Genomic DNA, 25,699 nt, shown 5'->3' with positions numbered 1-25,699 from the left:
GTGGAACTCCACAAGTAGTTGGGGGTCAGTCCTCGGCGTCCCCGACCGGCGGGACCGTCACGATGGGACGGTCGGCGTCCAGCAGGATGGCCTGGGCGGTGCTCCCGAAGAGGGCTTTCCCGATCGGCGAGCGCTTCCGGCCGCCGATGACGATGTACTCCGCGTCGTGTTCGTCGGCGTAGCGGAGAATCTCGTTCTCCGGGTAGCCGACGAGGCCGACGGGCGTGAACGAGTCCGTGACCGCGGCGGCGACGCTCTCCGCGTGCGTCCGGGCGCGTTCCTCGTCGTCCATCTCCACGGGGTCTGTGGACCCGTCGATGGCTTCCAGGCGCACGCGCTCGGTGGTCTCGTACTGGCCGGCCACGTGGACGACGTGGAGCTCGGTGTCGAAGCGGTCGCTCAGCTTCGCCGCCTCCGCGACGAGGTTCTCGACGCTGTCGGAGCGGTCGATGGCTACGACGACTGGCATACCCCCCGATTCACGCCATCCGACCATAAATCGTTTGTACGAAATTCCGGCTTCGTCCCGAATCGACCGGTAGCGGCCCCGACTCGGATGTGGGAAAAGCTTAATTAACATTAGTGTGAATCGAAGTCTCGTATGGTAAGAGATACCGTGTTAAGCAGGCGCGATTTCGTGAAAGCAGCGGGCGCAGGATCGGCAGTCACCATGGCCGGACTCGCCGGCTGTAACTCGCTGTCCGGCGGCGGTGGCGGCAGCCAGAACTTCCCCAACGAGGACATCCGGATGATCTGTCCGTGGGCCGAAGGCGGCGGGACGGACCAGACGGGACGGCAGCTGGCCAGCGGGCTCAGCGAAACCTGGGACGTCGACGCGTACGTCGAGAACCAGACGGGCGGCACCGGCAGCGTCGGGTTCAACGCCATCGCGAACGCGGAACCCGACGGCTACACGGTCGGCGTACTCACGGTCGAGATCACCACCATCTCGCACCTCGGCATCGCCGACGTGAACCACGAGGACGTCAAGCCCGTGATGCAGTACAACTTCGACCCGGCGGCGCTCACCGTCCACGAGGACGCCCCCTACAGCACCCTCGGGGAGTTCATCGACTACGCGAACGACAACCCCGGCGAGATCAGCGTCTCGAACTCCGGTCCGGGCGGCATCTGGCACCTGTCGGCCGTCGGGTTCGCCCAGGAAGCCGGCATCGAACTCGAACACGTCGGCTACGACGGCGGCGCCCCGGCGACGCAGGCCGTCGTCAACGGCGAGGTCGAAGCGACGACGTCGAGCGCCCCCGAGGTGCTCGGGCAGGTCGAGGACGGCCCGCTGACGACGCTGGCCGTCTTCGGCGAGGAGCGCGTCGACATCATGCCCGACGTCCCGACGCTCCAGGAGCAGGACGTCGACTTCACCATGGGCGCGTGGCGCGGCCTCGGCGTCCCGAACGACACGCCCGACGACGTCATCGACCAGCTGTACGAGGGCTACTACGACGTGTACGAGTCCGACGACTTCCAGTCGTGGATGCAGGAGAGCGGCTTCGGCCTCGTCCACCGCGACATCGAGGAGTTCGGGGACTTCATGCAGCAGTCCTACGAGAGCTTCGACGAGATTACGGACAACGTCGACGTCTGACCCCGTCGAACCGCCGCAAATCTCCCCCATCTTTCCAATGAACTCCACATGACCCTCAAGCTCAGCCATACCGACAAGGTCGCCAGCGGGCTCGTCTTCGTGCTGACCGCCGCCACCTTCTACCTCACGACGGACTTCCCCGCCGGCTACGGCGCGACCGGGCCCGCGTTCTTCCCGCGAGTCATCGTCGGCCTGATGTCGGTGTTCGCGCTCGTCCAGTTGGTGAAAGCGACGCGGAAGGGTGAACCGCGCACGGTGGAGATCTCGCGGTCGACCGTGAAGACCGTCGCCGTCGCCGCCGCGCTCGTCGTCGGCTACGTGCTCACGATGCCGTACTTCGGCTTCCTCGCCGGCACCGTCGTCTTTCTCCTCCTGAGTATGCACTTCTCGGGCGTCGACGGGTTCCGGACGTCGATACCCGTGTCCATCGGCGTCGCCATCGCGCTCTACTACATCTTCGTGCAGTTCCTGCGCGTCCCCCTCCCAGAGAGCGCGATTCTCCCGATCAGCCGGCTGCTACCCGGGCTACTCACCGGGGTGGGACTCGCGTGACGCCGCGCCTCCGCGCGGAGGTGCCGCGATGAACATCTTCGCGGGTATCGTCGAGGGCGCCGCGCTCGTCTTCCAGCCGCTGCCGCTCGCGCTCATCGTGTTCGGCGTGTTCATCGGCATCGTGATGGGCGCGATTCCCGGGATGACCGCGACGATGACCGTCGGCGTGCTCGTCTCGTTCACGTTCGGGATGAACCCCACGGAGGGGATGATGCTCCTGCTCGGCATCTACGGCGGCGCGCTGTTCGCGGGGTCGATTCCCGCCATCCTGATTCGGACGCCCGGCACGCCGAGCGCCGCGGCGACCATCTTCGACGGGTTCCCGCTGTCCCAGCAGGGGCAGGCGGGCCGCGCCATCGGCATCGCGACGCTCGCGTCGTTCGTCGGCGGCGCAATCAGCATCATCCTCATCACGTTCATCTCCCCGCAGATCGCGCAGTTCGCGCTGGAGTTCCGGTCGCCGGAGTACTTCGCGCTCGCGTTCTTCGGGCTCACCATCATCGCGAACGTCAGCGGCGACTCCATCACGAAGGGCATGATAACCGGGCTGCTCGGGATGCTCATCGCCACCGTCGGCATCGACCCGACGACCGGCTACCCGCGGTTCTCGTTCGGCGTCCCGGCGCTGACCTCCGGCATCCAGTTCATCGCCGTGATGATCGGGCTGTTCGGACTCGCGGAGGCGTTCAACCGCTACCGCGAGGGGATCTCCGAGATCTCCGTCGAGCAGGAGCTCTCTAGCATCGTCCCCTCGTTCGGCGACGTGAACGAGATCCGGAACGTCACGGTGAGCTCCAGCCTCATCGGGACGTTCGTCGGCGCGCTGCCCGGCGCGGGCGGCGACATCGCGTCGTTCGTCACGTACAACGAGGCCAAGCGCTGGGCGAGCAAGGCGAAGCCGCCGTTCGGCGAGGGGAACGTCCGCGGCGTCGCCGCCGCCGAAGCGGGGAACAACGCGAGCACGGGCGGCGCGCTCGTGCCGACGCTCACCCTCGGCATCCCCGGGGACTCCGTGACCGCCATCCTCATCGGCGCGCTGCTCGTCCACGGCATCCGCCCCGGGCCGGGGCTGTTCGAGGACGAGACCGGGCTCGTGTTCTCCATCTTCGTCGGGTTCTTCCTCGTGTACGTCGTCATCCTCGTCGCGGGGCTGCTCGGCGCGCACCTCTGGGTGCGGGTCATCAACTTCCCGCCGGAGTACCTCTGGCCGGTCATCATCGTGCTCTGTGTCGTCGGCTCGTTCGCGCTGAACGGCAACGTCATCGACGTCTGGACGATGATCATCGCCGGCATCATCGGGTTCGTGTTGCGCATGGAGGACTACCCGCTCGCGCCAATCGTGCTGGGGTTGATTCTCGGACCCATCGCGGAGAACAACCTCCGGCGGTCGCTGCAGCTCTCGGGCGGCTCGCTGGACATCTTCTACACCAGCCCGCTCGCGATGGGGATCCTCCTGCTGGCGGCGCTGTCGCTGTTCACGCCGTTCATCGCCGAGCGGTTCAACAGGGCGTAGCCGCCGTTTCCCTCCTTCTCCGTCCGCTCACGCGTCGTGGCCCTCGTGTTCCTCGATAGCGGTCCGCCACTCGTCGGGAATCGGGGCTGGCTCGCGGGCGTCGCGGTCGTAGGACAGCAACACCACGGAGCCGGTCGCGGCGGGCTCGCCGTCCACGCGCACCTCGTAGTCGATGGGGATGCTGGTGTCCCCGAGCTCGCCGATTCGCTGGCGGACGGTGACGGTCTGCCCGAGGCGGATCTCCGCCGCGAACTCCATCTCGCTTTGCACCATCACGAGCTCCGCGCGGTCGTGGCGCTGGCCGATGACGTCCGCCCAGTAGTTCGCGCGCGCCTGCTCGCAGTAGCTCGCGTACACCGCCTGGTTCACGTGGCCGTTCGGATCGAGGTCGCGGTACTGGGGCTCCAGTTCGATTTCGTACGTGTACTCGGGCATACCCTCACCATCCGGGCCGCGGAGAAAATAGCTTGCCCCGACAGCGGGCGCCGGCCTAGTACTCGTAGGACGTGACGGCCTCGATGGCGTGGGCGGCGCGCTGCTCGTCCGGCAGGTACGCTTCCTCGGTCTGGTGGCTCGGGAAGTGGACGTCGTAGCCCGTCGCGCGCTTGATGGGCGCCTTCAGGTGGTCGATGGCGTACTCGTTGACGAGCGCCGAGAGCTCTGCGCCGAGGCCGAGCGTGCGGCGCGCCTCGTGGAAGACGACGCAGCGCCCCGTCTTCTTCACCGAGTCGAGGACGGCGTCGACGGGCAGCGGCGACAGCGTCCGCAGGTCGAGAATCTCGACGTCAGCGTCCACCTGGTCTGCCGCCGTCTCCGCGTGCCGGACCATCGCGCCCCACGTCAGCACGGTGACGTCCGAGCCCTCACGGACCGTCCGGGACTCGTCCAGCGGGAGCGTGTACTCCGCCTCCGGGACCTCCTGCGTGCCGGTGCGGTAGACGGCCTTCGGTTCGAGGAACATCACCGGGTCGTCGCTGCGGATGGACGCGGCGAGCAGGCCCTTCGTCTCCGCGGGCGTGCTCGGGCAGACCACGCGGACGCCGGGCGTGTGGACGAAGAAGCTCTCCGTGGACTCGGAGTGGTACTCGCTGGACTTGATGCCGCCGCCGTACGGAATCCGCACGGTCAGTGGCATCTCGAACGCGCCGCCGGAGCGCTCGTGCATCTTCGAGATGGTGTACATGAACTGGCCGAACGCGGGGTAGAAGAACCCGAGGAACTGGATCTCGGGGACGACGCGCTGGCCGCGCATCGCCATCCCCGCGGCCGCGCCCAGAATCCCGTTCTCGGAGAGCGGCGTGTCGATGACGCGGTCCTCGCCGAACTCCTCGTAGAGGTCCTCCGTCGCGCGGAACACGCCGCCGATGGGACCCATGTCGTAGCCCAGCAGGCGGACGTTCTCGTCGCGGCGCATCTCCTGGGCGAGCGTGTCGCGGACGGCGGTCACGAGGTTCACCTCGCTGGTCTCGCCGTCGGCGTAGTCGGCGCTCACAGCCCATCACCCGTGAAGTCCGTGAAGGGGTTCTCGCCGCGCTGCTCGGCCCGGAGCTCCTCGCGCTGGTGGCGCTCGTTCCACGACTCGGACTGCAGGTGGTTGTCGAAGATGCGCTCGGGGTCGTCCTCGGGGACGTCGCGGGCGCGGTCGACCGCTTCCTCGACGCGCTCGTCGGCGTCCGCCTCGATGGCCTCGATGGCCTCGTCGTCGAGGGCGTCCTCCGAGCGGAGGTAGGCTTCGAGGCGGTCGACCGGGTCGCGCTCCGCCCAGAACTCCTGCTCGGATTCGTCGCGGTACGCGCCCGCGTCGTCGGCGGTGTTGTGGTCGTCGACGCGGTAGGTCACGCACTCCAGCAGCGTCGGTCCCTCGCCGCTCCGAGCGCGCTCGACGGCGCGCTGGGTCGCCGCGTACACCGCGAACACGTCGTTGCCGTCGACGCGCTCGTGGGGCATCCCCGCCGCCTCGGCCTTCTGCGCGAACGTGTCCGCGGCGGTCTGGCGGTGCGAGGGCACGGAGATGGCCCACTGGTTGTTGTGACAGATGGTGACCGCGGGCGCGTCGAAGACGCCCGCGAAGTTCAGCGCCTCGTAGAAGTCCCCCTGACTGGTCGACCCGTCGCCGATGTACGACAGCGTCACCGTGTTCCCGTCCTCGAACTTGTCGGCCATCGCGGAGCCGACGGCGTTCGTGACGTTCGCGGCCAGCGGGATGTAGATGGGCGAGAAGTTCACCGCCGGCTCGTCGGCCTCGTCGAGCGGGAGGTGTTCCTCGATGGTCTCGGGCTCGTGGCCCATCAGGCCCGCGACCGCGCGGTCGAGCGGGCCGCCCCAGTAGAGCTTGCTCGGGGTCTGCCGGTACGTCGGGAAACACCAGTCGCCCGCCTCGAGGGCGGCCGCGCTCCCGACGGGAATCGCCTCCTCGCCCCAGCTCCGCGAGAGGATGCTGATCTCGCCGCGGCGCTGGAGGCTCAGCATCTTCTCGTCGTAACGCCGGGAGAGCTTCATCGTCTCGTACATCCGTAGCGCCGTCGCCTCGTCGACGGGCGCCTCCCCGGACAGCGTGCCGTCCGGCGCGAGCACCCGGGAGAAGTCCTCGTCGGGTCGTGATTCGGTCCACTTTGCCATGGTGGGGGAATCACGAACGACGGAAAAATAGGTTGTGGTGTGTCAGTGTGTGACGAGGTGCCTCAGTCGTCGGGCGCGACCACCTGGTTCTCGAGGTCGGCGTACGAGCCGGTCTCGTCGACGCGTTCGAGGTTCCGCGCGAGGATGTCGGCGTGGCGCTCCCAGTACTCGTCGGTGCCGCCGGCGTTGTGCGGCGTGACGAGCGCGTTCTCCAGCGTCCAGAGCGGGTGGTCCTCGGGTAGCGGTTCGGGGTCGGTGACGTCGAGGGCCGCACCCCGGATCTTGTTCCCGCGCAGCGCCGCGACGAGCGCCTCCGTGTCGACGACGCCGCCGCGCGCGACGTTCACGACGACGGCGTCCGGCGGCAGCGTCCGGAACACCTGCTCGTCGACGAGGCCCGCCGTGGTGTCGGTGAGCGGGCACGCGAGCACGACGTAGTCCGACCGCGAGAACACCTCGTGGAGGTCGTCGTCGTACCCCAGAACCTCGTCGGCCGGCCCGCCCTTCTCGGGCGTGTACCGGACGCCCACGCGTTCGACGTCGAACGGGGCGAGGAGTTCCAGCGTGCGTTCGCCGATGGGGCCCATCCCGACGACGGTGACGGTGCTCCCGTTGAGTTCGCCGCCGCGGAAGTGGCGCCACTCGCTGTTCGACTGCCGGCGCCACCCCTCGTGGAGGTTCCGCGCGAACACCAGAACGTCCCCGAGCACCTGTTCGGCCATGTTCGGTGCGTGGACGCCGGAGGCGTTCGTCACGGCGACGCCCCTCTCCGCGAGCTCGTCCAGCGGCAGGTGGTCGACGCCCGCCGACGCCGCGGCGAACAGCCGCAGCGAGTCCGCGTTCGCGAGCACCTCCGGGTCGAGCCTGAGGCCGGTCGCGACGGGCGCTGCGTTCACGAGTTCTCGCTCCTCCCGGGGCGTCCCCGCGAGGCGAACGTCTTTCTCCGGGAAGTGCTCGCGCAGCCGCCGGGCGGCGCGCTCGCTGGACATCCCGTGGGCCGTTCCGCGAAGCACGACGACGTCGGGGTTCGACGAAGGCATAGGAGTGGTAACCAGTATCGTGGTACCGCGTGCCGCAACTTATATTTCCGGTTAGCTGGATTACCGAATCATGCTCGATGGGTTAGCCTCCCGCAGCAGCACCTACGACGTCCAGAGTCCAGACCGCATCGCGTACGGGTTCGACGCCACCGCGGAGCTGACGGCGTTCGCCGCCGACGCCGACAGCGCGCTCGTCGTCTCCGACGAGAACATCGTCGGCGCGGGCGTGACCGACCCGGTCGTCGCGGCGCTGGAGGACGCCGGCGCCTCAGTCGACTTCTTCACCGACGTGAAGCCCGAGCCGAAGCTCTCGATGGTCGAGGACGCCGCGGACGTGCTCCGAGACGGTGGCCACGACGTCGTGGTAGGGGTGGGCGGCGGGAGCGTCCTCGACACGGCGAAGCTCTCCTCCGCGCTCGCGGAGCACGACGTCCCCATCACGGACACGCTCGGGATGGGTAACGTCCCCGGCGCGGGCCGCCCGCTCGCGCTCGTCCCGACGACCGCCGGCACCGGCAGCGAGGTGACGCACATCGGCGTGTTCTCCGACAGCGAGGGCGTCAAGCGCGTCGTCTACGACGCGGCGCTGTTCGCGGACCTCGCCGTCGTCGACCCCGAACTCACGCGCTCGCTGCCGAAGCCGGTCGCCGCCGCGACGGGCCTGGACGCGCTCACGCACGCCGTCGAGAGCTACGTCTCCACGCTGCGGACGCCGTACTCGGACATCCTCGCGCGGGAAGCCATCCGGATGATCGGCTCGAACCTCCGCGGCGCGGTCCTCCAGGGCGGGAACAACGACGAGGCGCGCTACCAGATGAGCCTCGCAGCCACGGTCGCCGGCCAGGCGTTCGTGAACTCCGGGCTCGGCGCTGTCCACGCGCTCACGTACCCGCTGGGCTCCGAGTACGGCGTCGGCCACGGCCGCGCGAACGCGATGCTGCTCCCGCACGTGATGGAGTACAACGTCCCCGCCGAGACCGAGCGCTTCGCGGACGTCGCCGACCTGCTCGGCGCGGACGCCGAGGGGTCGACGCTCGACCGGGCGTACGCGAGCGTCGACGCCGTCTTCGAGCTCACCGAGGACGTCGGCATCCCGACCTCCATCGGCCACCTCGGCGACCTCGACGAGGCGGAACTGGAGTCGTTCACGGACATCGCCTTCGAGTACTCCCAGCACAACATCGACCGCAACCCCCGCGACCTCGACCGCGACGACGTCGTGCAGATCTACCGGAACGCGCTGTAACCGACCACGCGGCTCGTTCTCGGAACGCCCGGGGTGAATATTTATACGCCGTCCGAGTGGATTGGTAGCTATGGACTTGCAACTCCAGGGCGACGCAGCACTGGTAACGGCGTCGAGCAGCGGCCTCGGGAAGGCGTCCGCGAGGGCGCTCGCACAGGAGGGCGCGAACGTCGTGATGAACAGCCGCGACGAGGCCCGCCTCCAGGCAGCCGTCGAAGACGTCCGCGAGGACGCCGACGGCGACGTCGTCGGCCAGGTGGGCGACCTCACCGAGCCTTCGGACATCGAGGCGCTCGTCGAGCGAACGGTCGAGGAGTTCGGGACCGTCGACCACCTCGTGACGAACGCCGGCGGCCCGCCGAGCGGGCCGTTCCTCGAGAAGACGGAGGGCGACTGGTACGACGCCTACGACCTGCTCGTGATGAGCGTCGTCCGCCTCGTCCACGAGGCTGCCGAGTCCCTCCAGGACGGCGGCGGCACCATCGTCAACATCGCGTCCAGCAGCGTGAAGGAAGCCATCGACGGCCTCGTCCTCTCGAACTCCGTCCGCATGAGTGTCATCGGCCTCGAGAAGACGCTCTCGAAGGAACTCGCGCCCGACGTGCGCGCGAACGCCGTGCTCCCGGGGGTCCACGAGACGCCGCGCGTCGAGGAAGTCATCGAGCAGGGCGTCGAGCGCGGCGACTACGAGGACTATCAGGACGGCCTCGAAGACCACCGGACCGGGATTCCCGTCGGACGGACGGGCGACCCGATGGAGCTCGGGCGCACCGTCGCGTTCCTCTCGTCGCCGCAGGCCGGCTACATCAACGGCGAGACGGTGACCATCGACGGCGGAGCGGGCTCGTCGAACCTCTGAGTCCAGCGCGTTCCTGCTCGCCCACCCAACGAACTAAGTGGAGTCACGCGACATCTGGCGGTATGACTGACGGGAGCGCCAGCAGTCCGGTGACGGTCGAGGGGAAGCGAGCGGTCGTCATCGGAGGGACGAGCGGCATCGGCCGTGCCATCGCGCTCGGGTTCGCCGCGGACGGCGCCGACGTCGTGGCATCGAGCCGGACAGCGTCCGCGGTCGAGGAGACGGCCGCGGAACTCCGCGAGCGCGGTGCCGAGACGGTCGTCGAGACCTGCGACGTGACCGACCGCGAGTCCCTGGTCGAACTGCGCGAGCGCACCGTCGAGGAACTGGGCGGCGTGGACGTGCTGGTCGCGTCCCCGAGCGCCATCGCCCGGGAACCCATCGCGTCGGTCTCCGAGAGCGACTGGGGCCACGTCCTCGACGTCCAGTTGACGGGCGTCCACCGCGCGTGCCAGGTGTTCCAGTCCGCGATGGACTCCGGAAGCATCGTGACCATCTCCTCGATGGGCGCGACGCTCGCGATGCCCGAAACCGCGGCGTACTCCGCGGCGAAGGGCGGCACCGACTCGTACACGCGCGTCGCCGCCAAGGAGTTCGGCCCGGAGATCCGTGTGAACGCGATTCGACCCGGGTTCATCCTGACACCCCAGACCGCCGACGCGTACGCCGAGGGCACCGAGCGCCGCCGGGCGGTCGAAGCGAAGACCGAGACTGGGCGCATCGGTGAGCCAGAGGAGCTCGTCGGCGCCGCCATCTACCTCGCCAGCGACGCCGCGTCCTATACTACGGGCGAGGTGCTCACCGTCGACGGCGGGTTCGCCAACAGCGCCTTCGACGAGTAGGAGGGGGTCTATTCGCCGTCGTAGTGCGTGACGTAGACGGCCTTCTCGTGGGTGTAGAAGTCCAGCGCCTGCCGACCCTGTTCTTTGAACGTCTCCGTGCTGGAGTGCTTGCGGCCGCCGAACGGCATCTGCATCTCGACGCCCGTGGTCGTCTGGTTGACCTTCACGAGGCCGGTCTCGACGTCGCCGACGAACTCCTTGGCGCGGTCGAGGCGGTTCGTGCAGATGGACGCCGAGAGGCCGTAGTCGACGCCGTTCGCGACCTCCACGGCCTCCTCGTAGTCCGAGACTTCGATGACGGAGACGACGGGACCGAACACCTCCTCCTGGGCGATGCGCATCTCGGGGTCGACGTCCGTGAAGATGGTCGGCTCGACGAAGTAGCCGTCGTCGTAGCCGTCGCCGGTGAGGCGCCCGCCGCCCGCCGCGAGCGTCGCGCCCTCGTCCTCCGCGATGTCGATGTACTCGAGGTCGCTGTCCATCTCGGCCTCCGAGGACTTCGGACCCATGTCAACGTCGTCCAGGGGGTCACCGACTTCGAGGGAGTCGACGCGGTCGAGCAGGCGGTCGAGGTAGTCGTCGGCGACGTCCTCGAAGACGAGCACGCGGCTCGTCGCCGTGCACGCCTGCCCGGAGAGCCCGCTGAGTCCGCCCTGTACGGTGAGGTCGACGGCGAGGTCGAGGTCCGCGGTCTCGTCGACGATCAGGGGGTTCTTCCCGCCCATCTCGCACTGCACGCGCTTGCCGGCGTCCGCGGCGGCCTGCTCGACGCTGCTGCCGACCTCGTAGCTCCCGGTGAACGAGACGACGTCGACGCCGTCGTTCGTCGTGAGTTCGTCACCGACCTCGCTGCCCGACCCCGGGACGAAGTTCAGCACGCCGTCCGGGAGGCCGGCCTCGTCGAACGCCGCGACGAGTTCGCCGGCGACCGTCGGCGTCTGCGAGGCGGGCTTGAACACGACCGCGTTGCCGGCGACGAGCGCGGGCGCGATCTTCCACGTCGGAATCGCGATGGGGTAGTTCCACGGCGTGATTATCGCGGCCGTCCCCCACGGCTCGCGGGTGGTGTACGCGACCGTGTCGTCGCTCGCGCTCGGCGGCGCGATGCCGCCCGCGTCCCGTGCGACCTCGGCGTAGTAGTTGAGCAGGTCGACGGTGCGCTGGAGTTCGCCGCTCGCCGCGCCCCTGGTCTTGCCCATCTCGCGGGAGACGAGTTCGGTCAGCTCGTCGAACCGGGACTCGACGACGTCGGCGGCGTCGTGGAGGTACGCTCCGCGGTCGTGTGCGGAGAGGCCGCGCCACGCGTCCTGTGCGTCGTTCGCGGCGTCGATGGCTTCGACCGCGGTGTCCCTGTCGCCCTTCGCGACGACGCCGACGACTTCCGCGGCGTCGGCCGGGTTCGCGCTCTCGATGTCATCGCCGGTGTCGGTGCGCCACTCCCCGTCGACGTAGAGGCCGCGCTGGCGGTTGGCAGTCATCGTTCACGAGAAGCACCGATATCCGGATAAGTTTTTGGTGGGAGCGCCCGTGTGACAGTCGCTCGCGCCGAGCGCCCCGCGTTTGGTTTTACCAAAAACTATGAGTGGGCTGGCGTGGGTTGGTCTACCATGACAGAGGAAACCCGCGTTCGCACGGTGAAGTCGGTGGAGAACGCCTTCGAGATCCTGGAGTACCTCCGGGACGTCAACGAGGCGACCGTCTCCGAGGTCGCGGAGTACTCGACGCTGTCGCCGGGGTCGGTCCACACGCACCTGACGACGCTCAAGCAGCGCGGCTACGTCGTCCAGGACGGCGACGAGTACCGGCTGGGGCCGCTGCTGCTCCCGCTCGGCGAGCACGTCCGGAACAAGAGCCGCATCTACCGGGCGGCCGAGGAGGAGGTCGACAGGCTCGCCGAGGAGACGGGGGAGTGCGCGCACCTCGTCGTCGAGCACGACGGGCGGCTAGTGACGCTGTACGAGACGTTCGGCGAGAACGCCGTCGGGACGGAGTACCACACGCGGAAGCGCGAGGAGCCGATCTCGCACCACCACTGCACGGCGGTCGGCAAGGCGATACTCTCGCAGCTCGACGAGGAGCGCGTCGAAGCGATCGTCGACCGCCACGGGATGGTTCAGCGGACGCCCCAGACGATGACCACGCGCGAGGAGCTCTTCGAGGACTTAGAGCGGGTGCGCGAGCAGGGGTACTCCGTCAACGACGAGGAGCAGATGGTGGGCATCCGCGCGGTCGGCGCGCCGGTGACGACCAGCGGCGGCGACGTGCTCGGCGCCATCTCGGTCTCCGGGCCGACGAGCCGGCTGAACGCCGACGAGGCCGAGACCGACCTCGCCGAATCGGTCATCCGGGCGTCGAACATCGCCGAGGTGAACGTCCACACCATCACCGAGTGAGCCGCCCCCGGAACCACTGCGAACCCCAACTGCCAGTCGCGTTCTCGTTCGGCGTCTCCAAACTAGTCTCCCAGGTAGGGAGCCGCACTCGCGCCGGAGAACGGCCAATTCGCCACGTATTCGACGATACCGGCGACGGACGGACGCGAATAATTTGGTAATTCCAAATACGTCGATAGAGTTCTCGTACAGCCGGAAACAGACGCAGTATCGTCGTCACCCTCCTTCCGAGAATTGCTCCGGGAGAACGGTAATTACGCCTATACTACGGTAGTGACTCCGCGAGCGGTTCGCTGGCAGCGTAACTCGCTCGAACTCGGTTCCGGCAGCCGAGGATCAGGTTCGGCATCGCCAAACGGCGTTGCTGGTGGCGTCCGAGCGGGAACGACTGACAGTGGAGCGCCGACCCGGGGCCGAGAACACGAGTGGGCTGGGCAAGACGCCGCGATTCCGAAGAGCCTCAGACTTCGACGACGGAGTTCTCGAGGACGCCGATACCCTCGATTTCGATGCGCGTGGTGTCTCCGGGCCGGAGCGTGAACTCCTCGTCGGGGACGAGCGTCGTTCCGGTGAGGAGCACCGCCAGTTCGGGAACGGCGTTGTGCCGCCGGAAGTACGAGGCGAGTTCGTCGTACGAGCGCACCATCTCGGCGGTCGACGTGGAGCCGTCGTAGACGCTCTCGCCGTCGCGCTCGATCGTCAGCGAGACGTCGAGGTCACCGGGGTCGACGTCCGCCGCGGACGCGACGCAGGGGCCGATGGCGCAGCACCGGTCGTACACCTTCGCCTGCGGGAGGTACAGCGGGTTCGCCCCCTCGATGTCGCGACTGGAGACGTCGTTGCCGACGGTGTATCCCACAATTTCGCCGTCGTAGAGCACGAGCGCGAGCTCCGGCTCGGGGACGTCCCACGTCGAGTCGCCGCGGACGCCGACGGCCGCTCCCGGGCCGACTGTTCGGCTCGGCGTCGCCTTGAAGAAGATCTCCGGGCGCTCGCTGTCGTAGACGTCGACGTAGATGTCCGGCGTCCCGCTCTCGGCCTCGCGGGCGTCCTCGCTGATGCGGTAGGTCACGCCCGCGCCCCAGACCTCCTGCGGGTCGAGCGGGCGTTCGGCGTCCACATCGAGTCGTTCGCCCGCTACGGGTTCGGCGTCCGGACGCAGCGAGCGGACGACCTCGTCGGGGTCGGTCTGCGTGACGTCTGTCGCCGCGAGCAGGTCGCCGTACGTCCGCAGCCCCGGTTTCGCCGCCGTCACGTCGTACGCCTCGGACTCGCGGTCCGCCCGGACGACGAGCCTGTCGCCGTCGGCGGCGCTGACTCTGAAGTACTGCATACGCTCACACGAGCGCGTACTGTCAAAAAGTTTCGTGCTAGCGCGGCACACGGTAGTGGCCGAGCGCGAGCAACTTTTACGGTGACGTGTGCACACAGTCCGCACACCATGTCGGACCAGCAACTGGACGGAAAAACGGCCGTGATTACGGGCGCGTCGAGCGGCATCGGGCGAACTACCGCCGAGCGGTTCGCCGAGGAGGGCGCGAACGTCGTCGTCGCCGACATCCAAGAGGGGCCTCGAGAGGGCGGCTCGCCGACCCACGAGGTCGTCGCCGACCAGTACGGTGTCGGCGCGACGTACGTCGACTGCGACGTCTCCGACCTCGACGACCTCGAAGCCGCCGTCGACGCGGCGGACGAGTTCGGCGGCGTCGACGTGATGGTGAACAACGCCGGCATCTTCCGCCAGCAGGCGTTCACCGAGGTCGGCGAGGACGAGTTCGACAGGATGCTGGACATCAACGTGAAGGGCGTCTACTTCGGCTCCCAGTACGCCGCCCGGAAGATGGTCGACAGCGACGGCGGGAACATCATCAACATGTCCAGCGTCGCCGGCCTCGAGGGGAGCGCGGGGTTCGTCACGTACTGCACCACGAAGGGCGCGATCCGCCTGATGACGTACGCGCTCGCCGCCGAACTCGGCCCCGAGGACGTTCGCGTGAACGCGATCCATCCGGGACTCATCGAGACCCGGATGACGACCGAGGACGTCCCCATCGTCGGCGGCGAGAGCGGCGAGTCGTTCCGCCAGCTGATTCCGTCCGGGCGCTTCGGCCGGCCCGAGGAGATCGCCGACGCCGCGCTCTACCTCGCGAGCGACCGCTCGTCGTACGTCAACGGCGAGTCGCTCGTCGTCGACGGCGGCATGACGAACACCGGGTAGCGGGCCGGGGCGTCAGTGCCCCCAGAGCGTGCCGTCGTCGCGGTAGCGGGCGTCCATGATGCGGTCCCACTGGTCGCCGGTCAGCGAGACCTCCGTGGCGGCGGCGTTCTCGCGGAGCTGGTCGGGCGTCCGCGCGCCGACGATGGGGACGCAGGCGAACTCGTCCCAGTCCATCAGCCACGCGAGCGCGACCTGCGCGGGCGTCGCGTCCACCTCGTCGGCGACAGACCGCACCTCGTCGAGGACCTCCCAGCCGCGCTCGGAGGCGTAGTAGTCGCCGAACAGGTCGTCGAAGCTCCCCCGGGAGTCGTCGGGCGCGACCACCGCCTCCGGGTCGTCGGGGTCGGCGCGCTCGTACTTCCCGGTGAGGAAGCCGCCGGCGAGCGGCGAGTAGTTGCAGACGGCGAGGTCCTGGTCCGCGCAGACGTCGAGGTAGTCGCTGACGTCCTCGTAGTAGCCCGCGTGGTGGAGCGGCTGGGTCACGTCGAACGTCGCTAGCCCCTCCTTCTCGGCGGTCAGCTGGGCTTTCGTGAGCTGCCACGCGGCCATCGTGGACGCGCCGAGGTAGTGGACTTTCCCCGCCTCGACGAGGTAGTTCAGGGCGCGAAGCGTCTCCTCGATCGGCGTGTGCTCGTCCCACCGGTGGAGGTAGTAGACGTCGAGGTAGTCCGTGCCGAGGCGGTCCAGCGTCCCCTCCACTTGGTCGAGGATGTGCTTGCGGGAGAGCCCCCGGCCGTTCGGGTCGTCCTCGTCGAACGGGAAGTACACCTTCGACGCGAGCACGAACTCCTCGCGGTCGTGGTCCTCCAGCCACTCGCCGACGAACCGCTCGCTGCGGCCGTTCGGCGTGCCGTAGACGTTCGCGGTGTCGATGAAGTTGATGCCTTCCTCGTGTGCGGTGTCCAGGAGTTCGTGGGCGCGCTCGCGGTCCGTCTCCGTGACGCCGTTGGTCTCGCGGCCGAAGCGCCACGTGCCGAAGCAGAGTTCGGAGACGCGCGTGCCGGTGTCGCCGAGTTGTCGGTAATCCATCGGGTACACCACCGTCTACCAGCCCCAAAACAGTTTCCCGGCGCCCAGCTACCAGGACGTGATGTTGACGTCCCGGAGCGGGCGCTCCAGCGGGACGTCGACCTGCCCGCCGGTGTAATGCGAGAGGTAGAACCCCACGATGATCTCCAGCGAGCGCGTCGCCTCGGCGCCCGTGGAGTGGTTCTCGGCGTCCCCGTTCAGGAGGTCGAGGACGTGGCCCGCGGCGTTCGCGAACGACGCCTCGTAGTCGTCGTCCCACGTCCACGACCCCTCGATACCGGGCAGCGATTCCTCGACGTGCTCGCCGTCTTCGAGACGCCAGTACCGCCACTCGCCGTCGTCGTTGTTCATGTAGAGTTTGCCGTTCGACCCGACGAACTGGAACGTCATGGAGGAGTCCGCACGCGGAATCGTGCAGTCGACGGTCGCGAACGTGCCGTCGTCCATCACGACGAAGCCGCCGCCGCCCGCGTCGTCGACCTCCTGGTCGGCGTCCAGCGATTCGACGGCCTCGTTCTCGCCCGTGACGTGGCCGCTGATGGTGTCCGCACGGGCGTCAAGCAGGTAGACGAGCGTGTCCAGCAGGTGTGTGGCGTTCCGCAGCAGTTCCATGCGGAACTGCGCGGTCACGGAGTGCACCTCGCCGAGGATGTCCGCCTCGTGGACGAGCTCGCGGAGGCGCTGGAGCTTCTCCGTGAACCGGAACGAGTGGTTGACCAGCAGTTCCGTGTCGGTCTCCTCGCAGACGTCGACCATCTCGTTGGCGTCGCTCACGCGCGACGCGATCGGCTTCTCACACCAGATCACGGACGGCGACGCGTCCGAGCGCGCGGCGTCGACGACGTGGTCGTGGTGGAGAAACGACGGCGTGCAGACCGAGACGACGTCGAGGTCCTCGCTGTCGAGCATCGCCTCGTGACCGAGGTACTGGCGGTCCTCGGGAATGTCCCACGCGTCCCCGAAGCGTTCGAGTTTCTCCTCGTCGACGTCCGCGACCGCGACGAGTTCGATTCCCTCGGTCGCGTCGTAGCCGCCCGCGTGGCTCGCGCGAATCTTCTCCTTGCCGATGGCTTCCTCGTCGTGCATGCCGAGGATGCCCATGCCCGCGATGCCGCCGGTGCCGATGATGCCTGCCGTGTAGGTCATTCGTAGACGTGGACGCTGCCGGTCTGGTTGTCTTCGATGTACCCCCAGTCGTAGTCGACGCCCAGCCCCGGGCCGTCCGGCACGGGGACGCGTCCGTCCTCGACGTCGTCGAGGAGGTCCGAGTAGCCCCCCTGATAGACCGGGGGCTGGGTGTTCTCGCATTCGGGGTGGACGAGCGCGAGCTCGTAGTAGTTCGAGTTCCGGCACGACGCGATGCAGTGGCGCTGTGCGGGGCCGGGCGCGTGGAACTCCACGTCGATGCCGAACGCCTCGGCCGTCCGGGCAACCTTCATCGCGCCCGTGATGCCCGCGTCGTACTCGGGGTCCGCGCGCAGGAAGTCCGTCGCGCCCGATTCGACGAAGTCAGAGTGCGACTCCAGCCCCCGGATGTGCTCGGACTGGAGAATCGGCGTGTCGAGCTTCTCGCGGAGCTGCCGGTGGGCGTGCTGGGAGATGCCGGCGTCCCGGAACGGGTCCTCGTACCAGTAGTAGCCCTGCTCGTCGCACGCGCGGCCGACCTGCAGGGCGTCCGCGAACGTCTCGTACTCGCAGGCCGGGTCGAGCATCAGGTCCATCTCGTCGCCGACGCGCTCGCCGACCGCGCGCACCGTCTCGATCTCCCGGTCGAGCTTCCGGGAGGCGTCGCTGCCGCCCCAGCCGTGAATCTTGTAGCCGTCGAAGCCCCGGTCCCGGCACTCCTCGGCGAAGTCCGCGAACGCCTCCGGGGAGTCGAGACCGCCGCGCTCGTCGCCGTGGTACGTCGACGCGTACGCGTCCAGTTCGGTGCGGTACGTGCCGAGGAGTTCGTGGATCGGCGCGTCGTAGTACTTCCCCGCGAAGTCCCACAGCGCGATGTCCACCGGACCGATGCCCATGCGGTCGTACTTCCGGAGCGCGCGCTTGATTTCGCTCCAGTGCTTCTCGCGCTCCAGGGGGTTCTGCCCGACGAGGTAGTCCGCGAACATGTTGATCTGGGCGGCGCCCGGGGAGTTCCCGCCGACGTACTCGCCCGTGATGCCGGTGTCCGTGTGGACCTTCAGGCCGTAGAGGGCGCGCTCGGTCGTCGCTCCGGGCTCGTAGACGAGGTTGAACCCCGCCTCGTCGGTGCCCACGTCCTCCAGGGGGTAGGTGAACTCGACGCTCTCGATACGGGTGATTCGTGGCCCCATGCTCACGTCGTTCCGCTGGCACTATCATAAATCTGTGCGTACCCCTCACACACCGGCTGACCTGTTCCGGCGCGAAGATTTATGGGCGGCGCGCGGGCTCACTGGAGTATGCAGTTCGTTCGCTACACGACCGGCGGAACGCCGGGATGGGGCGTGCTCGACGACGACCAGATTCACGCGCTCGACGCACGGCCCGGCGGCGCGCCGTCTCTGTCAGAACTCGGCGACGGAGCCGTCAGGAGCGCGATTCGGCGCGACGTGGACAACGGCGTACTGCCGGCCGAAGACGCGTCGGCGGTCTCGCTGCTCGCGCCCGTTCCCACGCCCGGGAAGATCGTCTGCGCCGGCCTGAACTACCACGACCACGCCGAAGAGCAGAACGAGGAGCCCCCCGAGAAGCCGATGCTGTTCACGAAGTCCCCGAGCGCGGTCGCGAACCCCGGGGACGCCATCGTCCACCCCGAGGGCGTCGAGCAGGTGGACTACGAGGTGGAGCTCGCCGCCGTAATCGGCCGGGCCGGCGCCGACATCCCGAAAGCGGACGCCGAGGAGTACGTCGCCGGCTACACCGTCTTGAACGACGTGAGCGCGCGGGACGCGCAGTTCGACGACGGCCAGTTCTTCCGCGGGAAGAGCTACGACACGTTCGCGCCGATGGGCCCGACGCTCGTCGCCGGCGACGGCTTCGACGCGAACGCCGCCGACGTCGAACTGCGCGTGAACGGCACCGTCAAGCAGTCCTCGAACACCGAGGAGTTCATCTTCGACGTCGCCGACCTCGTCTCGTACATCAGCGGGTTCACGACGCTGCGCCCCGGCGACGTCGTCTCCACGGGGACGCCCGGCGGCGTCGGCATCTTCCGCGACCCGCCCGAGCTACTCGAACCCGGCGACGAGGTCGAGGCCGAAATCGAGGGGGTCGGCGTCCTCGAGAACGACGTCGTCGCGGAGTAGCGCGACGCGACCCGAGAACACTCCTCCGTTCCACATTCACGAACAGGTTTTATGTACAGTGAACTCGACGTGGGCTAGCATGACACGGAACGGCAGCGAGGCGAAGAACCCGGTGAAGTCGACGCTGACGACGTTCGACGTGCTGGAAGCGCTCGACGAGAGCGACGGCGCTCGCGTGACGGCGCTCGCCGAACGGCTGGACCTCCCGAAGAGCAGCGTCCACAACTACCTCAGCACGCTCCGCCAGCGCGGGTACGTCGTGAAGCGAGGCGACGAGTACCACGTCGGCCTGCGATTTCTCGGGCTCGGCGTGACGGCGCGCAACAAACACCCGGTCTGCGACATCGCGAAGCCCGAGGTCCGGACGCTCGCCGAGGAGACCGGCGAACTCGCGAACCTCATGGTCGAGGAGCACGGGATGGGCGTCTACGTCCACCGAGAGACGGGCGAGGACGCGGTGCGCGTCGACGCGGACACGGGCCACCGCGTCCACCTCCACAACACCGCCCTCGGGAAGGCGATTCTCGCACACTACCCCCGCGAGCGCGTCGACGCGGTCCTGGACCGCCACGGGATGCCACAGACGAGCGACCGGACGATCACGGACCGCGGGGAGCTGTTCGACGAACTGGAGGCGGTCCGCGAGAACGGCGTCGCCTTCGACGACGAGGAGCGCCTCGACGGCCTGCGCTGCGTGGCGTCCCCGATTCTGGACAGCGACGGAGAACCGCTGGGCGCCGTGAGCGTCTCCGGGCCGAAGCGACGGATGTCCGCCGAGCGGTTCCGCGAGGAGGTCCCGGGAACACTCCGGGACGCCGTCAACATCATCGAGCTCAACGTCGCCCACAGCTGACGCCATCGAACGCGCCGTTCGATAGCTGGAGTGCGTCGTTTGGTAATACCGAAACCTGTTCACTCCTGCGTCGAATACTGGAGTGATCGACAAGAGAGTTCAACATTAGTGAACGAGGGCGGCGTCGGCCGTCGAGCCGCCGCTCCCCTCGCCACCCTCGATTCGAAGATCTCTCGGTTGCGAGGCGTCACTTTGGCCGATTCTGGAACACCGATCCGTCGCGCCGGGGGCTATCATCCACCTCTTCGACGGGCCCTCGCCTCCACTGTTCGTATATGGATAACGCGTCTCGACCTAGATGCCGATCGGGCCGTCACTCACGACACCGGCCCTAGTATAACAACAGTACTTCCGTTATTCTCGTCTGGCGCGATGGCTGGAGAAGCCGGTGGAGTCGAGTAGACGCCGTTTCGCTCATTTCGCTATAATATATTGTATTTTGGTACGATTTGATTTGTTTGGCACATCACCCAGTACAGAGGATGATATATAATCTATACGTGTGCCCCATGGAACCAGCAGAGTGATATCGAGGCAATCCAGGATATACAGGCTTGTAGTGCGTATTCACCGGAATTACACTCACATCAGGTTGAACCATATTCGATGGCCGAACCAGATTCCAGAACAAACCGAATCCCTCTTTTATCGCTTCTATCACCCCTATACCCTGTTTAGGCATTCTGGTTGATGACATCCGCGGCCACCCCCGATTTTACTGATTGTTTTCTTATGTGAATAGCCTTCTAAAGACGGATTCGCCGACACTAAACTACCAATATTCATATGACATTCTGTAATAGACAATTCGAGTACTATTCAGGGCCCGCGGGCTGAGCGCGTCCGGTACCGACGCCCCGAGGGCTACCTCGTCGTCGCCGTGAGTTCGCGGACGACGAGCGAGATGCCGATGCCGGCGGCGAGCAGGACGACGAGGTTGAACGCGGCGCGGAACAGCGCTCGGTACTCCCGGCCGATCCACTGGTCGATGGCCGACAGCGCGCTCGTGTAGAACTGGAAGAGCGCGACGACCGCGAGCAAGCCGAGCACGACCAGTGCGCCCTTCAGCAGGAGGGTGCGCACGTCACGCCCGTCGTCTGTCGGTGCGTCGGTTCGCGTCGAGTCCGCCCGTGGTGTGTCGGAGTCGTTACTGGTCATGAGCGTGTCCTCCGCGCGACGAGTGCCGCGAGCGCGAACGCCGCGACAGCGACACCCGGACCGAACCCGGGCACGCCCCCGCCGCTCTCGCCGCCACCGGTCGGCCGCGGCTGTTCTTGACCGCCCGTGCGTTCGAAGTCCTCCACCCGGAGGTCGACGTCCTCGACGGTCGTGTTGACCTCGATGCGCTCCTGCGGGTCGAGGTTCGCCGCGCTGCGCGCCGTGTCCACGACGACGCCGCCCTTCCGGAGGACCGCGTCGAGGTAGTAGTTGTAGCCCGCGGGCACGGTGACCGTCGCGTTGGGCGCGATCGTCTCCCCGGGCCCGACGTCAGCGACCGAGACGGTCGTTCGGGACGCCACGATGTTCGAGTCCGCCTGCCGAACGACCAGCTCGACGGCCACGGGGCCCGCGGGTTCGGCGCCGCTGTTAGTGAGGTACGTCGAGACGTCCAGCGCCGTCCGGTTCGGACCCGCGTCGGCGACCGAGTACTGGACCGACGGGAGTCCGGCGGCGAACTCGTGGAACGCGACGCGACCGCCGGCCTGCACGGTGCCGACGCCGCGAACGGTCTTCGAGACCGAGCCGACGCGCCGCTCGTCGCTGTACAGGACGGCGTCGACGCGGTAGCCGCCCTCGCGGGCGACGGAGACGTTCGTGGGGACGGCGACCTCGCGGTCCCCGGTGATGTCGCTGACGGTGGTCTCTCGGGTCGCCTCGACGAAGCCGGATTCGAGGTCGACGGCGCGGACGAGCACGCTGACGTTCTCCGAGGTGCCGCCGCGGTGGTCGAGGTACGACGTCACCGACAGGGTGACTGTCCCGTCGGAGACCTCACCGGTAGCGATCGTCACCTCCTCGATGTCGGCGTATCCCGGGCGAGCGTCCTCGGGGTCGTCGTCCGCGAACACGCCGGGAACGGCGACCATCACCGCCGCAGCGGCGAGGACGACGACCGCGATGCCGACAGCGAGGACTCGTTCACGACCCATAGCTGACAGCTTTCAGCGGGCCGGCAAGGCTCTTGTGGTGGCTTCGCCGACAGTCGCGGCGTCCGGCGCCGAGTCGCCGCCGGTAGCTGACCCCCCGGATTTCGGGAGTTCTGCGTCCCGGACCGCGGGCAGTAAACGCACGCGACATATCCCAATCTCCATTAGCGAGGCGCGGCAACGTCGACCAATGCCTGTTATTCCTGACTCGCTCCGACTGCTCTACGAAGCCGAGCTCGAAGACCGCGGCGACGAGTACGTCGTCTCGATTCCGAAGGGCGCCGTCGCGAACTCGGTCGACGCGGGCGACGTGTTCCGCGTGGCGCTGCTGGACGCGCCGACAGACGCGGCCGAATCTGCCACCGAGGCGGAGACGGACGAGGAGCCGACCGCGCGGTCGGCAGACGCGCGCTCGTCGAGCGTCAGGCAGAGCCGCGACCCGCCCGTGGAGGAGGGGTCAGTCCGGTCGGTGACCATCGACACGCTCGGCGACCAGGGCGACGGCATCGCGAAGGTCGAGCGCGGGTTCATCGTCATCGTGCCGGGCACCCAGCCGGGCGACCGCGTCGACGTCGAGATCACGGACGTGAAAGACTCCGTGGCGTTCGCCGAACCCGTCAGCGAGCCCGAAGTCATCTGAGGCCGAGGCCCGCCGCGAGGAGTCGCGACGTAGTATGCGCTAATCAAAACACACATCCCGTCCTGCCCTGAATTGGACCGTATCCGACCGCTCACATGACCCAGAAACGAGAGTACACCGGGGACTACCCGGACAAGACGCTGTACATTCCCGGGCCGACCGAAGTCCGCGAGGACGTCCTCGACGCGATGAGCCAGCCGATGTTCGGCCACCGCATGGACCGGATGACGGACCTCTACACGACCATCGTGGAGGACACGAAGACGTTCCTCGGCACCGACAACGACGTCATCGTGCTGACGGCGTCCGGGACGGAGTTCATGGAGAGCGCGCTCCTGAACCTCGTCGACGAGGACGTGCTCGTGACGACCTGCGGGAGCTTCAGCGAGCGGCAGGCGAACGTCGCCGAACGGCTCGGGAAGAACGTCGACACGCTCGAATACGACTGGGGGCAGGCGGTCAAGCCCGGCGACGTCCGGGACGCTCTGGAAGCCGACGACGCCGACTACGACGTCGTGACGTGCGTGATGAACGAGAGCTCGACCGGCGTCCGCAACCCCATCGAGGAGATCGGTGACGTGGTCGCGGACTACCCGGAGACGCTGTTCGTCGTGGACGCCGTCTCCGCGCTCGGCGGCGACTACGTCGACATCGACGAACACGACATCGACGTCATCTTCACGTCCGTCCAGAAGGCGTTCGCGATGCCGCCGGGGCTCGCGGTCTGCGTCGTCAGCGACGACGCCTACGAGCGCGAAGTCGAGTCCGAGTCGGCGTCCTGGTACGGCGGCTTCCAGCGCTCGCTCGACTACTACGACCGCAAGGGCCAGACGCACTCGACGCCCGCGATCCCCGTGATGCTGGCGTACCGCAAGCAGATGAAGCACATGCTCGAGGAGGGCCACGACGCCCGCGACCAGCGCCACCGCGAGATGGCCGAGTACACCCGCGAGTGGGCGCGCGAGCACTTCGACGTCTTCCCGGAGGAGGGCTACGAGTCCCAGACCGTGAGCTGCATCGAGAACACGCGGGGCATCGACGTCGCGGCGACCATCGAGGCGGTCTCCGAGGAGTACGACATGGTGTTCTCGAACGGCTACGGCTCCACGCTCGGCGAGCGCACGTTCCGCATCGGGCACATGGGCGAGCACACCGTCGACAGCATCGAGACGCTCACCGACGCCATCGAGGACGAAGCCGGCCTCTGAGCCGCGGGCGGCCGCACCGCACCACTACCGTTCCGACGGAACAGTTCTCTTCGTCAGTACGTCGCGTCGACGATGTCGTCGTCGAGGTCGTCGAACTGCGCGAGGTAGGCCAGCCGCTCCTCGCGGAGCTCAGATTGGGCGGCCTCGAAGTCCTCGACGCGGTCCGGGACGCTGAACTGCTCGACGTCGATACCCGGCACGTCGCTCGGGACGGTCAGGTCGACGGCGTCGTCGCGCTCCCACTCGACGGTGCCGCGAGCGACGCCTTCGAGGATGGCGACGGTCTCCTCGACGCCGACGTCGACGGGGTCGTCGGTGCCGACGGCGCCGGTGTTGATGACGTAACACTGGACGTCGAGGTCGTCGATGAGGGCCCGGAAGCGGTTGCCCTCCTCGCCCTCGGAGCCGACGATGAAGGGGTTCGTACCGACGACGCGGATGGATTCGCCGACCCGCGACGGGTCACCGGCGCTGGTCTCGATGGACTCCCCGAGCATGAACGCGACGGCGGCCTGCTCGTCGCTGAGCTTCGCGATAGGCGGCATCAGGGGGTTGCGCGTGATGAAGAACACCTGGTCGACGCGGTCCAGGTCGATGTCGTCAGCGGAACTCTCGAGGTGGTCGCGGCGGACGACGGCGCGGGCGTTGCGACCGTACCGCGGCTCGTCGAAGTGGACGGCGCCGTCGTCGTCGACCGCGACGTTCTCCAGGACCGCGCTCTCGTCGGTGGCGGCGCCGTGGAGTTCGGGCTGTTCGTCGGCGTCGAGTCCGAGGGTCTTGATGTAGAGGCCGCCGCCCTCGCTGCCCGCGACCGTCCCAGAAGGAAGCAGGCCGCAGACGTCGTCCTGAATCATCTCCACGCCCTCCGGGTCGTCCAGCCAGAGGCCGTGGCTCGTCAGCGTGGACTTCCCCGTCCCGGAGAGTCCGAGGAAGAGCTGGCCGACGTCGCGGCGGCCGTCCTCGTCGTCGAGGGTGACGCGCTTGCTGCCGGCGTGGAGGCCGAGCCCGCCCCGTTCTTTCGCGCGCAGCATGAACAGCCGCAGAAAGGACTTCTTCGCCTCGCCCGTGTAGTCGCTGCCGAGCACGGTCGTGACGCCGGTCTCGGGGTCGACGCGGATGCACGGCTCGTCGGTGGCGTCCGGGACCTGGACGGTGACGAAGTCGGGGTCGGCGCCCGCTGCGGGCTCCAGCAGCTTCGCCCACGAGAGCGCGATGCGCCCGTACTCCTCGGGGAGGAACAGCCGGCAGACGTAGGAGGCGTCGGGATGGCGGCCGACCACGCGGTCGACGCAGACGACGTCGTTGTCGGGGTCGGTCACCCAGTCGAGGCCGTCCTCGAAGACGGCGAGGTCGTCGTCGCCGAAGTCGGCGTCGACGGCGTTCTCGGTCCGGTCGGCGCTGCGCGAGCGGTAGTCGCTGACGTACGACGGCGAGCCGTACTCCGTCGTCGTCTCGACGTGCGCGGAGAACTCGCGGAGTGCCTCCAGCGGGGGATTGTAGGTGACGTGTTCGGCTGTCTCCGGGTCCGGGTAGTCCGCCGGCTTCGGGGCGCTGCTGAGCCGTTCCATTTACGCTGTAATCGGCGAGATAGTTTAATAAGCTTGTTGAGACCGGGGGGTTCGGTGAAGAAGATTCATTCGGACGGGTGTTCCTTTTTCGGCAAGAGCG

At 67.9% G+C, this 25,699-nt stretch carries 25 protein-coding genes; 12 read left to right on the top strand and 13 right to left on the bottom strand.

Annotated elements, in window-relative coordinates:
• Nucleotides 1-25: 25 nt before the first annotated feature.
• Nucleotides 26-469, bottom strand: a complete 444-nt coding sequence (locus G9C83_RS14175; protein WP_167247006.1) for a universal stress protein — start codon at nucleotides 467-469, stop codon at nucleotides 26-28.
• Nucleotides 470-670: 201 nt separating this feature from the next.
• On the opposite strand from G9C83_RS14175, the gene G9C83_RS14170 reads away from it, so the two are divergent.
• From G9C83_RS14170 to G9C83_RS14160, 3 genes are read left to right on the top strand one after another with little or no spacing between them, the layout of a single operon-like run.
• The gene (locus tag G9C83_RS14170) at nucleotides 671-1,603 is read left to right on the top strand and encodes a tripartite tricarboxylate transporter substrate binding protein (RefSeq protein WP_167247003.1); all 933 of its coding nucleotides are present in this window, start codon (nucleotides 671-673) and stop codon (nucleotides 1,601-1,603) included.
• Nucleotides 1,604-1,651: 48 nt separating this feature from the next.
• Nucleotides 1,652-2,155, top strand: coding sequence for a tripartite tricarboxylate transporter TctB family protein (locus G9C83_RS14165; protein ID WP_167247001.1), 504 nt, complete (start codon nucleotides 1,652-1,654; stop codon nucleotides 2,153-2,155).
• Between the two features lie 28 nt (nucleotides 2,156-2,183).
• Nucleotides 2,184-3,668 carry a tripartite tricarboxylate transporter permease gene (locus tag G9C83_RS14160; protein ID WP_167246999.1) on the top strand — a complete coding sequence of 495 codons (1,485 nt, stop codon included), beginning with the start codon at nucleotides 2,184-2,186 and terminating at the stop codon, nucleotides 3,666-3,668.
• A gap of 27 nt (nucleotides 3,669-3,695) precedes the next feature.
• Here the strand turns inward: G9C83_RS14160 and G9C83_RS14155 are convergent, their stop codons facing one another.
• The 4 genes from G9C83_RS14155 to G9C83_RS14140 all read right to left on the bottom strand — a co-directional run bounded on the left by G9C83_RS14155 (nucleotide 3,696) and on the right by G9C83_RS14140 (nucleotide 7,327).
• Nucleotides 3,696-4,103, bottom strand: coding sequence for a thioesterase family protein (locus G9C83_RS14155; RefSeq protein ID WP_167246997.1), 408 nt, complete (start codon nucleotides 4,101-4,103; stop codon nucleotides 3,696-3,698).
• A 55-nt stretch (nucleotides 4,104-4,158) separates the two neighbouring features.
• The gene (locus G9C83_RS14150; RefSeq protein WP_167246995.1) at nucleotides 4,159-5,160 is read right to left on the bottom strand and encodes an alpha-ketoacid dehydrogenase subunit beta; all 1,002 of its coding nucleotides are present in this window, start codon (nucleotides 5,158-5,160) and stop codon (nucleotides 4,159-4,161) included.
• Nucleotides 5,157-6,287, bottom strand: coding sequence for a thiamine pyrophosphate-dependent enzyme (locus G9C83_RS14145; protein WP_167246993.1), 1,131 nt, complete (start codon nucleotides 6,285-6,287; stop codon nucleotides 5,157-5,159). The genes G9C83_RS14150 and G9C83_RS14145 overlap by 4 nt, the downstream gene beginning before the upstream one ends.
• 62 nt (nucleotides 6,288-6,349) lie before the next feature.
• On the bottom strand, nucleotides 6,350-7,327 hold the full coding sequence (locus G9C83_RS14140; protein WP_167246991.1) for a D-2-hydroxyacid dehydrogenase: 978 nt from the start codon (nucleotides 7,325-7,327) through the stop codon (nucleotides 6,350-6,352).
• 70 nt (nucleotides 7,328-7,397) lie between these two features.
• Here G9C83_RS14140 and G9C83_RS14135 point away from each other — a divergent pair, with 70 nt between their 5' ends.
• The 3 genes from G9C83_RS14135 (at nucleotide 7,398) to G9C83_RS14125 (ending at nucleotide 10,274) form a co-directional block, all read left to right on the top strand.
• Entirely contained in the window at nucleotides 7,398-8,573 is a 1,176-nt protein-coding gene (locus G9C83_RS14135) for an iron-containing alcohol dehydrogenase (protein ID WP_167246989.1), read from the top strand.
• A 70-nt stretch (nucleotides 8,574-8,643) separates the two neighbouring features.
• Complete coding sequence (locus G9C83_RS14130) at nucleotides 8,644-9,432, top strand: SDR family oxidoreductase (RefSeq protein WP_167246987.1); 789 nt, start codon at nucleotides 8,644-8,646, stop codon at nucleotides 9,430-9,432.
• A gap of 62 nt (nucleotides 9,433-9,494) precedes the next feature.
• Complete coding sequence (locus tag G9C83_RS14125) at nucleotides 9,495-10,274, top strand: SDR family oxidoreductase (RefSeq protein WP_167246985.1); 780 nt, start codon at nucleotides 9,495-9,497, stop codon at nucleotides 10,272-10,274.
• An 8-nt stretch (nucleotides 10,275-10,282) separates the two neighbouring features.
• Here G9C83_RS14125 and G9C83_RS14120 read toward each other — a convergent pair whose 3' ends face one another.
• The gene (locus G9C83_RS14120) at nucleotides 10,283-11,752 is read right to left on the bottom strand and encodes an aldehyde dehydrogenase family protein (RefSeq protein ID WP_167246983.1); all 1,470 of its coding nucleotides are present in this window, start codon (nucleotides 11,750-11,752) and stop codon (nucleotides 10,283-10,285) included.
• A 129-nt stretch (nucleotides 11,753-11,881) separates the two neighbouring features.
• Between G9C83_RS14120 and G9C83_RS14115 the strand changes: the two genes are divergently transcribed.
• Nucleotides 11,882-12,667 carry an IclR family transcriptional regulator gene (locus tag G9C83_RS14115; protein WP_167246981.1) on the top strand — a complete coding sequence of 262 codons (786 nt, stop codon included), beginning with the start codon at nucleotides 11,882-11,884 and terminating at the stop codon, nucleotides 12,665-12,667.
• Nucleotides 12,668-13,127: 460 nt separating this feature from the next.
• Here G9C83_RS14115 and G9C83_RS14110 read toward each other — a convergent pair whose 3' ends face one another.
• Entirely contained in the window at nucleotides 13,128-14,000 is an 873-nt protein-coding gene (locus tag G9C83_RS14110) for a fumarylacetoacetate hydrolase family protein (protein ID WP_167246979.1), read from the bottom strand.
• A gap of 108 nt (nucleotides 14,001-14,108) precedes the next feature.
• Here G9C83_RS14110 and G9C83_RS14105 point away from each other — a divergent pair, with 108 nt between their 5' ends.
• Nucleotides 14,109-14,885 (top strand): SDR family oxidoreductase, encoded by a 777-nt coding sequence (locus G9C83_RS14105; protein ID WP_167246977.1) that lies wholly within the window; start codon nucleotides 14,109-14,111, stop codon nucleotides 14,883-14,885.
• 12 nt (nucleotides 14,886-14,897) lie between these two features.
• Here the strand turns inward: G9C83_RS14105 and G9C83_RS14100 are convergent, their stop codons facing one another.
• Genes G9C83_RS14100 through G9C83_RS14090 form a run of 3 tightly spaced genes read right to left on the bottom strand, consistent with a single transcriptional unit; the run spans nucleotide 14,898 to nucleotide 18,229 of the window.
• Nucleotides 14,898-15,914 (bottom strand): aldo/keto reductase, encoded by a 1,017-nt coding sequence (locus G9C83_RS14100; protein WP_167246975.1) that lies wholly within the window; start codon nucleotides 15,912-15,914, stop codon nucleotides 14,898-14,900.
• 48 nt (nucleotides 15,915-15,962) lie between these two features.
• A complete protein-coding gene (locus G9C83_RS14095) occupies nucleotides 15,963-17,060 on the bottom strand; it encodes a Gfo/Idh/MocA family oxidoreductase (protein ID WP_167246973.1) in 1,098 nt (365 codons plus the stop codon).
• The gene (locus G9C83_RS14090; RefSeq protein WP_167246971.1) at nucleotides 17,057-18,229 is read right to left on the bottom strand and encodes an enolase C-terminal domain-like protein; all 1,173 of its coding nucleotides are present in this window, start codon (nucleotides 18,227-18,229) and stop codon (nucleotides 17,057-17,059) included. Before G9C83_RS14090 ends, G9C83_RS14095 begins: the two co-directional genes overlap by 4 nt.
• A 108-nt stretch (nucleotides 18,230-18,337) precedes the next feature.
• Between G9C83_RS14090 and G9C83_RS14085 the strand changes: the two genes are divergently transcribed.
• Nucleotides 18,338-19,183, top strand: a complete 846-nt coding sequence (locus tag G9C83_RS14085) for a fumarylacetoacetate hydrolase family protein (RefSeq protein ID WP_167246969.1) — start codon at nucleotides 18,338-18,340, stop codon at nucleotides 19,181-19,183.
• Nucleotides 19,184-19,262: 79 nt separating this feature from the next.
• A complete protein-coding gene (locus tag G9C83_RS14080) occupies nucleotides 19,263-20,036 on the top strand; it encodes an IclR family transcriptional regulator (protein ID WP_167246967.1) in 774 nt (257 codons plus the stop codon).
• Nucleotides 20,037-20,900: 864 nt separating this feature from the next.
• On the opposite strand, the gene G9C83_RS14075 is transcribed toward G9C83_RS14080, so the two are convergent.
• Complete coding sequence (locus G9C83_RS14075) at nucleotides 20,901-21,194, bottom strand: hypothetical protein (RefSeq protein ID WP_243838035.1); 294 nt, start codon at nucleotides 21,192-21,194, stop codon at nucleotides 20,901-20,903.
• Nucleotides 21,191-22,186, bottom strand: a complete 996-nt coding sequence (locus tag G9C83_RS14070) for a hypothetical protein (protein ID WP_167246965.1) — start codon at nucleotides 22,184-22,186, stop codon at nucleotides 21,191-21,193. Before G9C83_RS14070 ends, G9C83_RS14075 begins: the two co-directional genes overlap by 4 nt.
• A gap of 187 nt (nucleotides 22,187-22,373) precedes the next feature.
• On the opposite strand from G9C83_RS14070, the gene G9C83_RS14065 reads away from it, so the two are divergent.
• Both G9C83_RS14065 and G9C83_RS14060 read left to right on the top strand, forming a co-directional pair.
• Nucleotides 22,374-22,823: a TRAM domain-containing protein gene (locus tag G9C83_RS14065; protein ID WP_167246963.1), complete on the top strand. Its 450-nt coding sequence runs from the start codon at nucleotides 22,374-22,376 to the stop codon at nucleotides 22,821-22,823.
• 95 nt (nucleotides 22,824-22,918) lie between these two features.
• Complete coding sequence (locus G9C83_RS14060; RefSeq protein ID WP_167246961.1) at nucleotides 22,919-24,031, top strand: alanine--glyoxylate aminotransferase family protein; 1,113 nt, start codon at nucleotides 22,919-22,921, stop codon at nucleotides 24,029-24,031.
• Nucleotides 24,032-24,084: 53 nt separating this feature from the next.
• On the opposite strand, the gene G9C83_RS14055 is transcribed toward G9C83_RS14060, so the two are convergent.
• On the bottom strand, nucleotides 24,085-25,599 hold the full coding sequence (locus G9C83_RS14055; protein WP_167246959.1) for a phosphoenolpyruvate carboxykinase (ATP): 1,515 nt from the start codon (nucleotides 25,597-25,599) through the stop codon (nucleotides 24,085-24,087).
• Between the last annotated feature and the right edge of the window lie 100 nt (nucleotides 25,600-25,699).

It is taken from the genome of Halobacterium sp. R2-5 (assembly GCF_011734195.1).
Taxonomy (GTDB): Archaea; Halobacteriota; Halobacteria; order Halobacteriales; family Halobacteriaceae; genus Halobacterium.
This window is presented reverse-complemented; position numbering and strand designations above follow the sequence as displayed.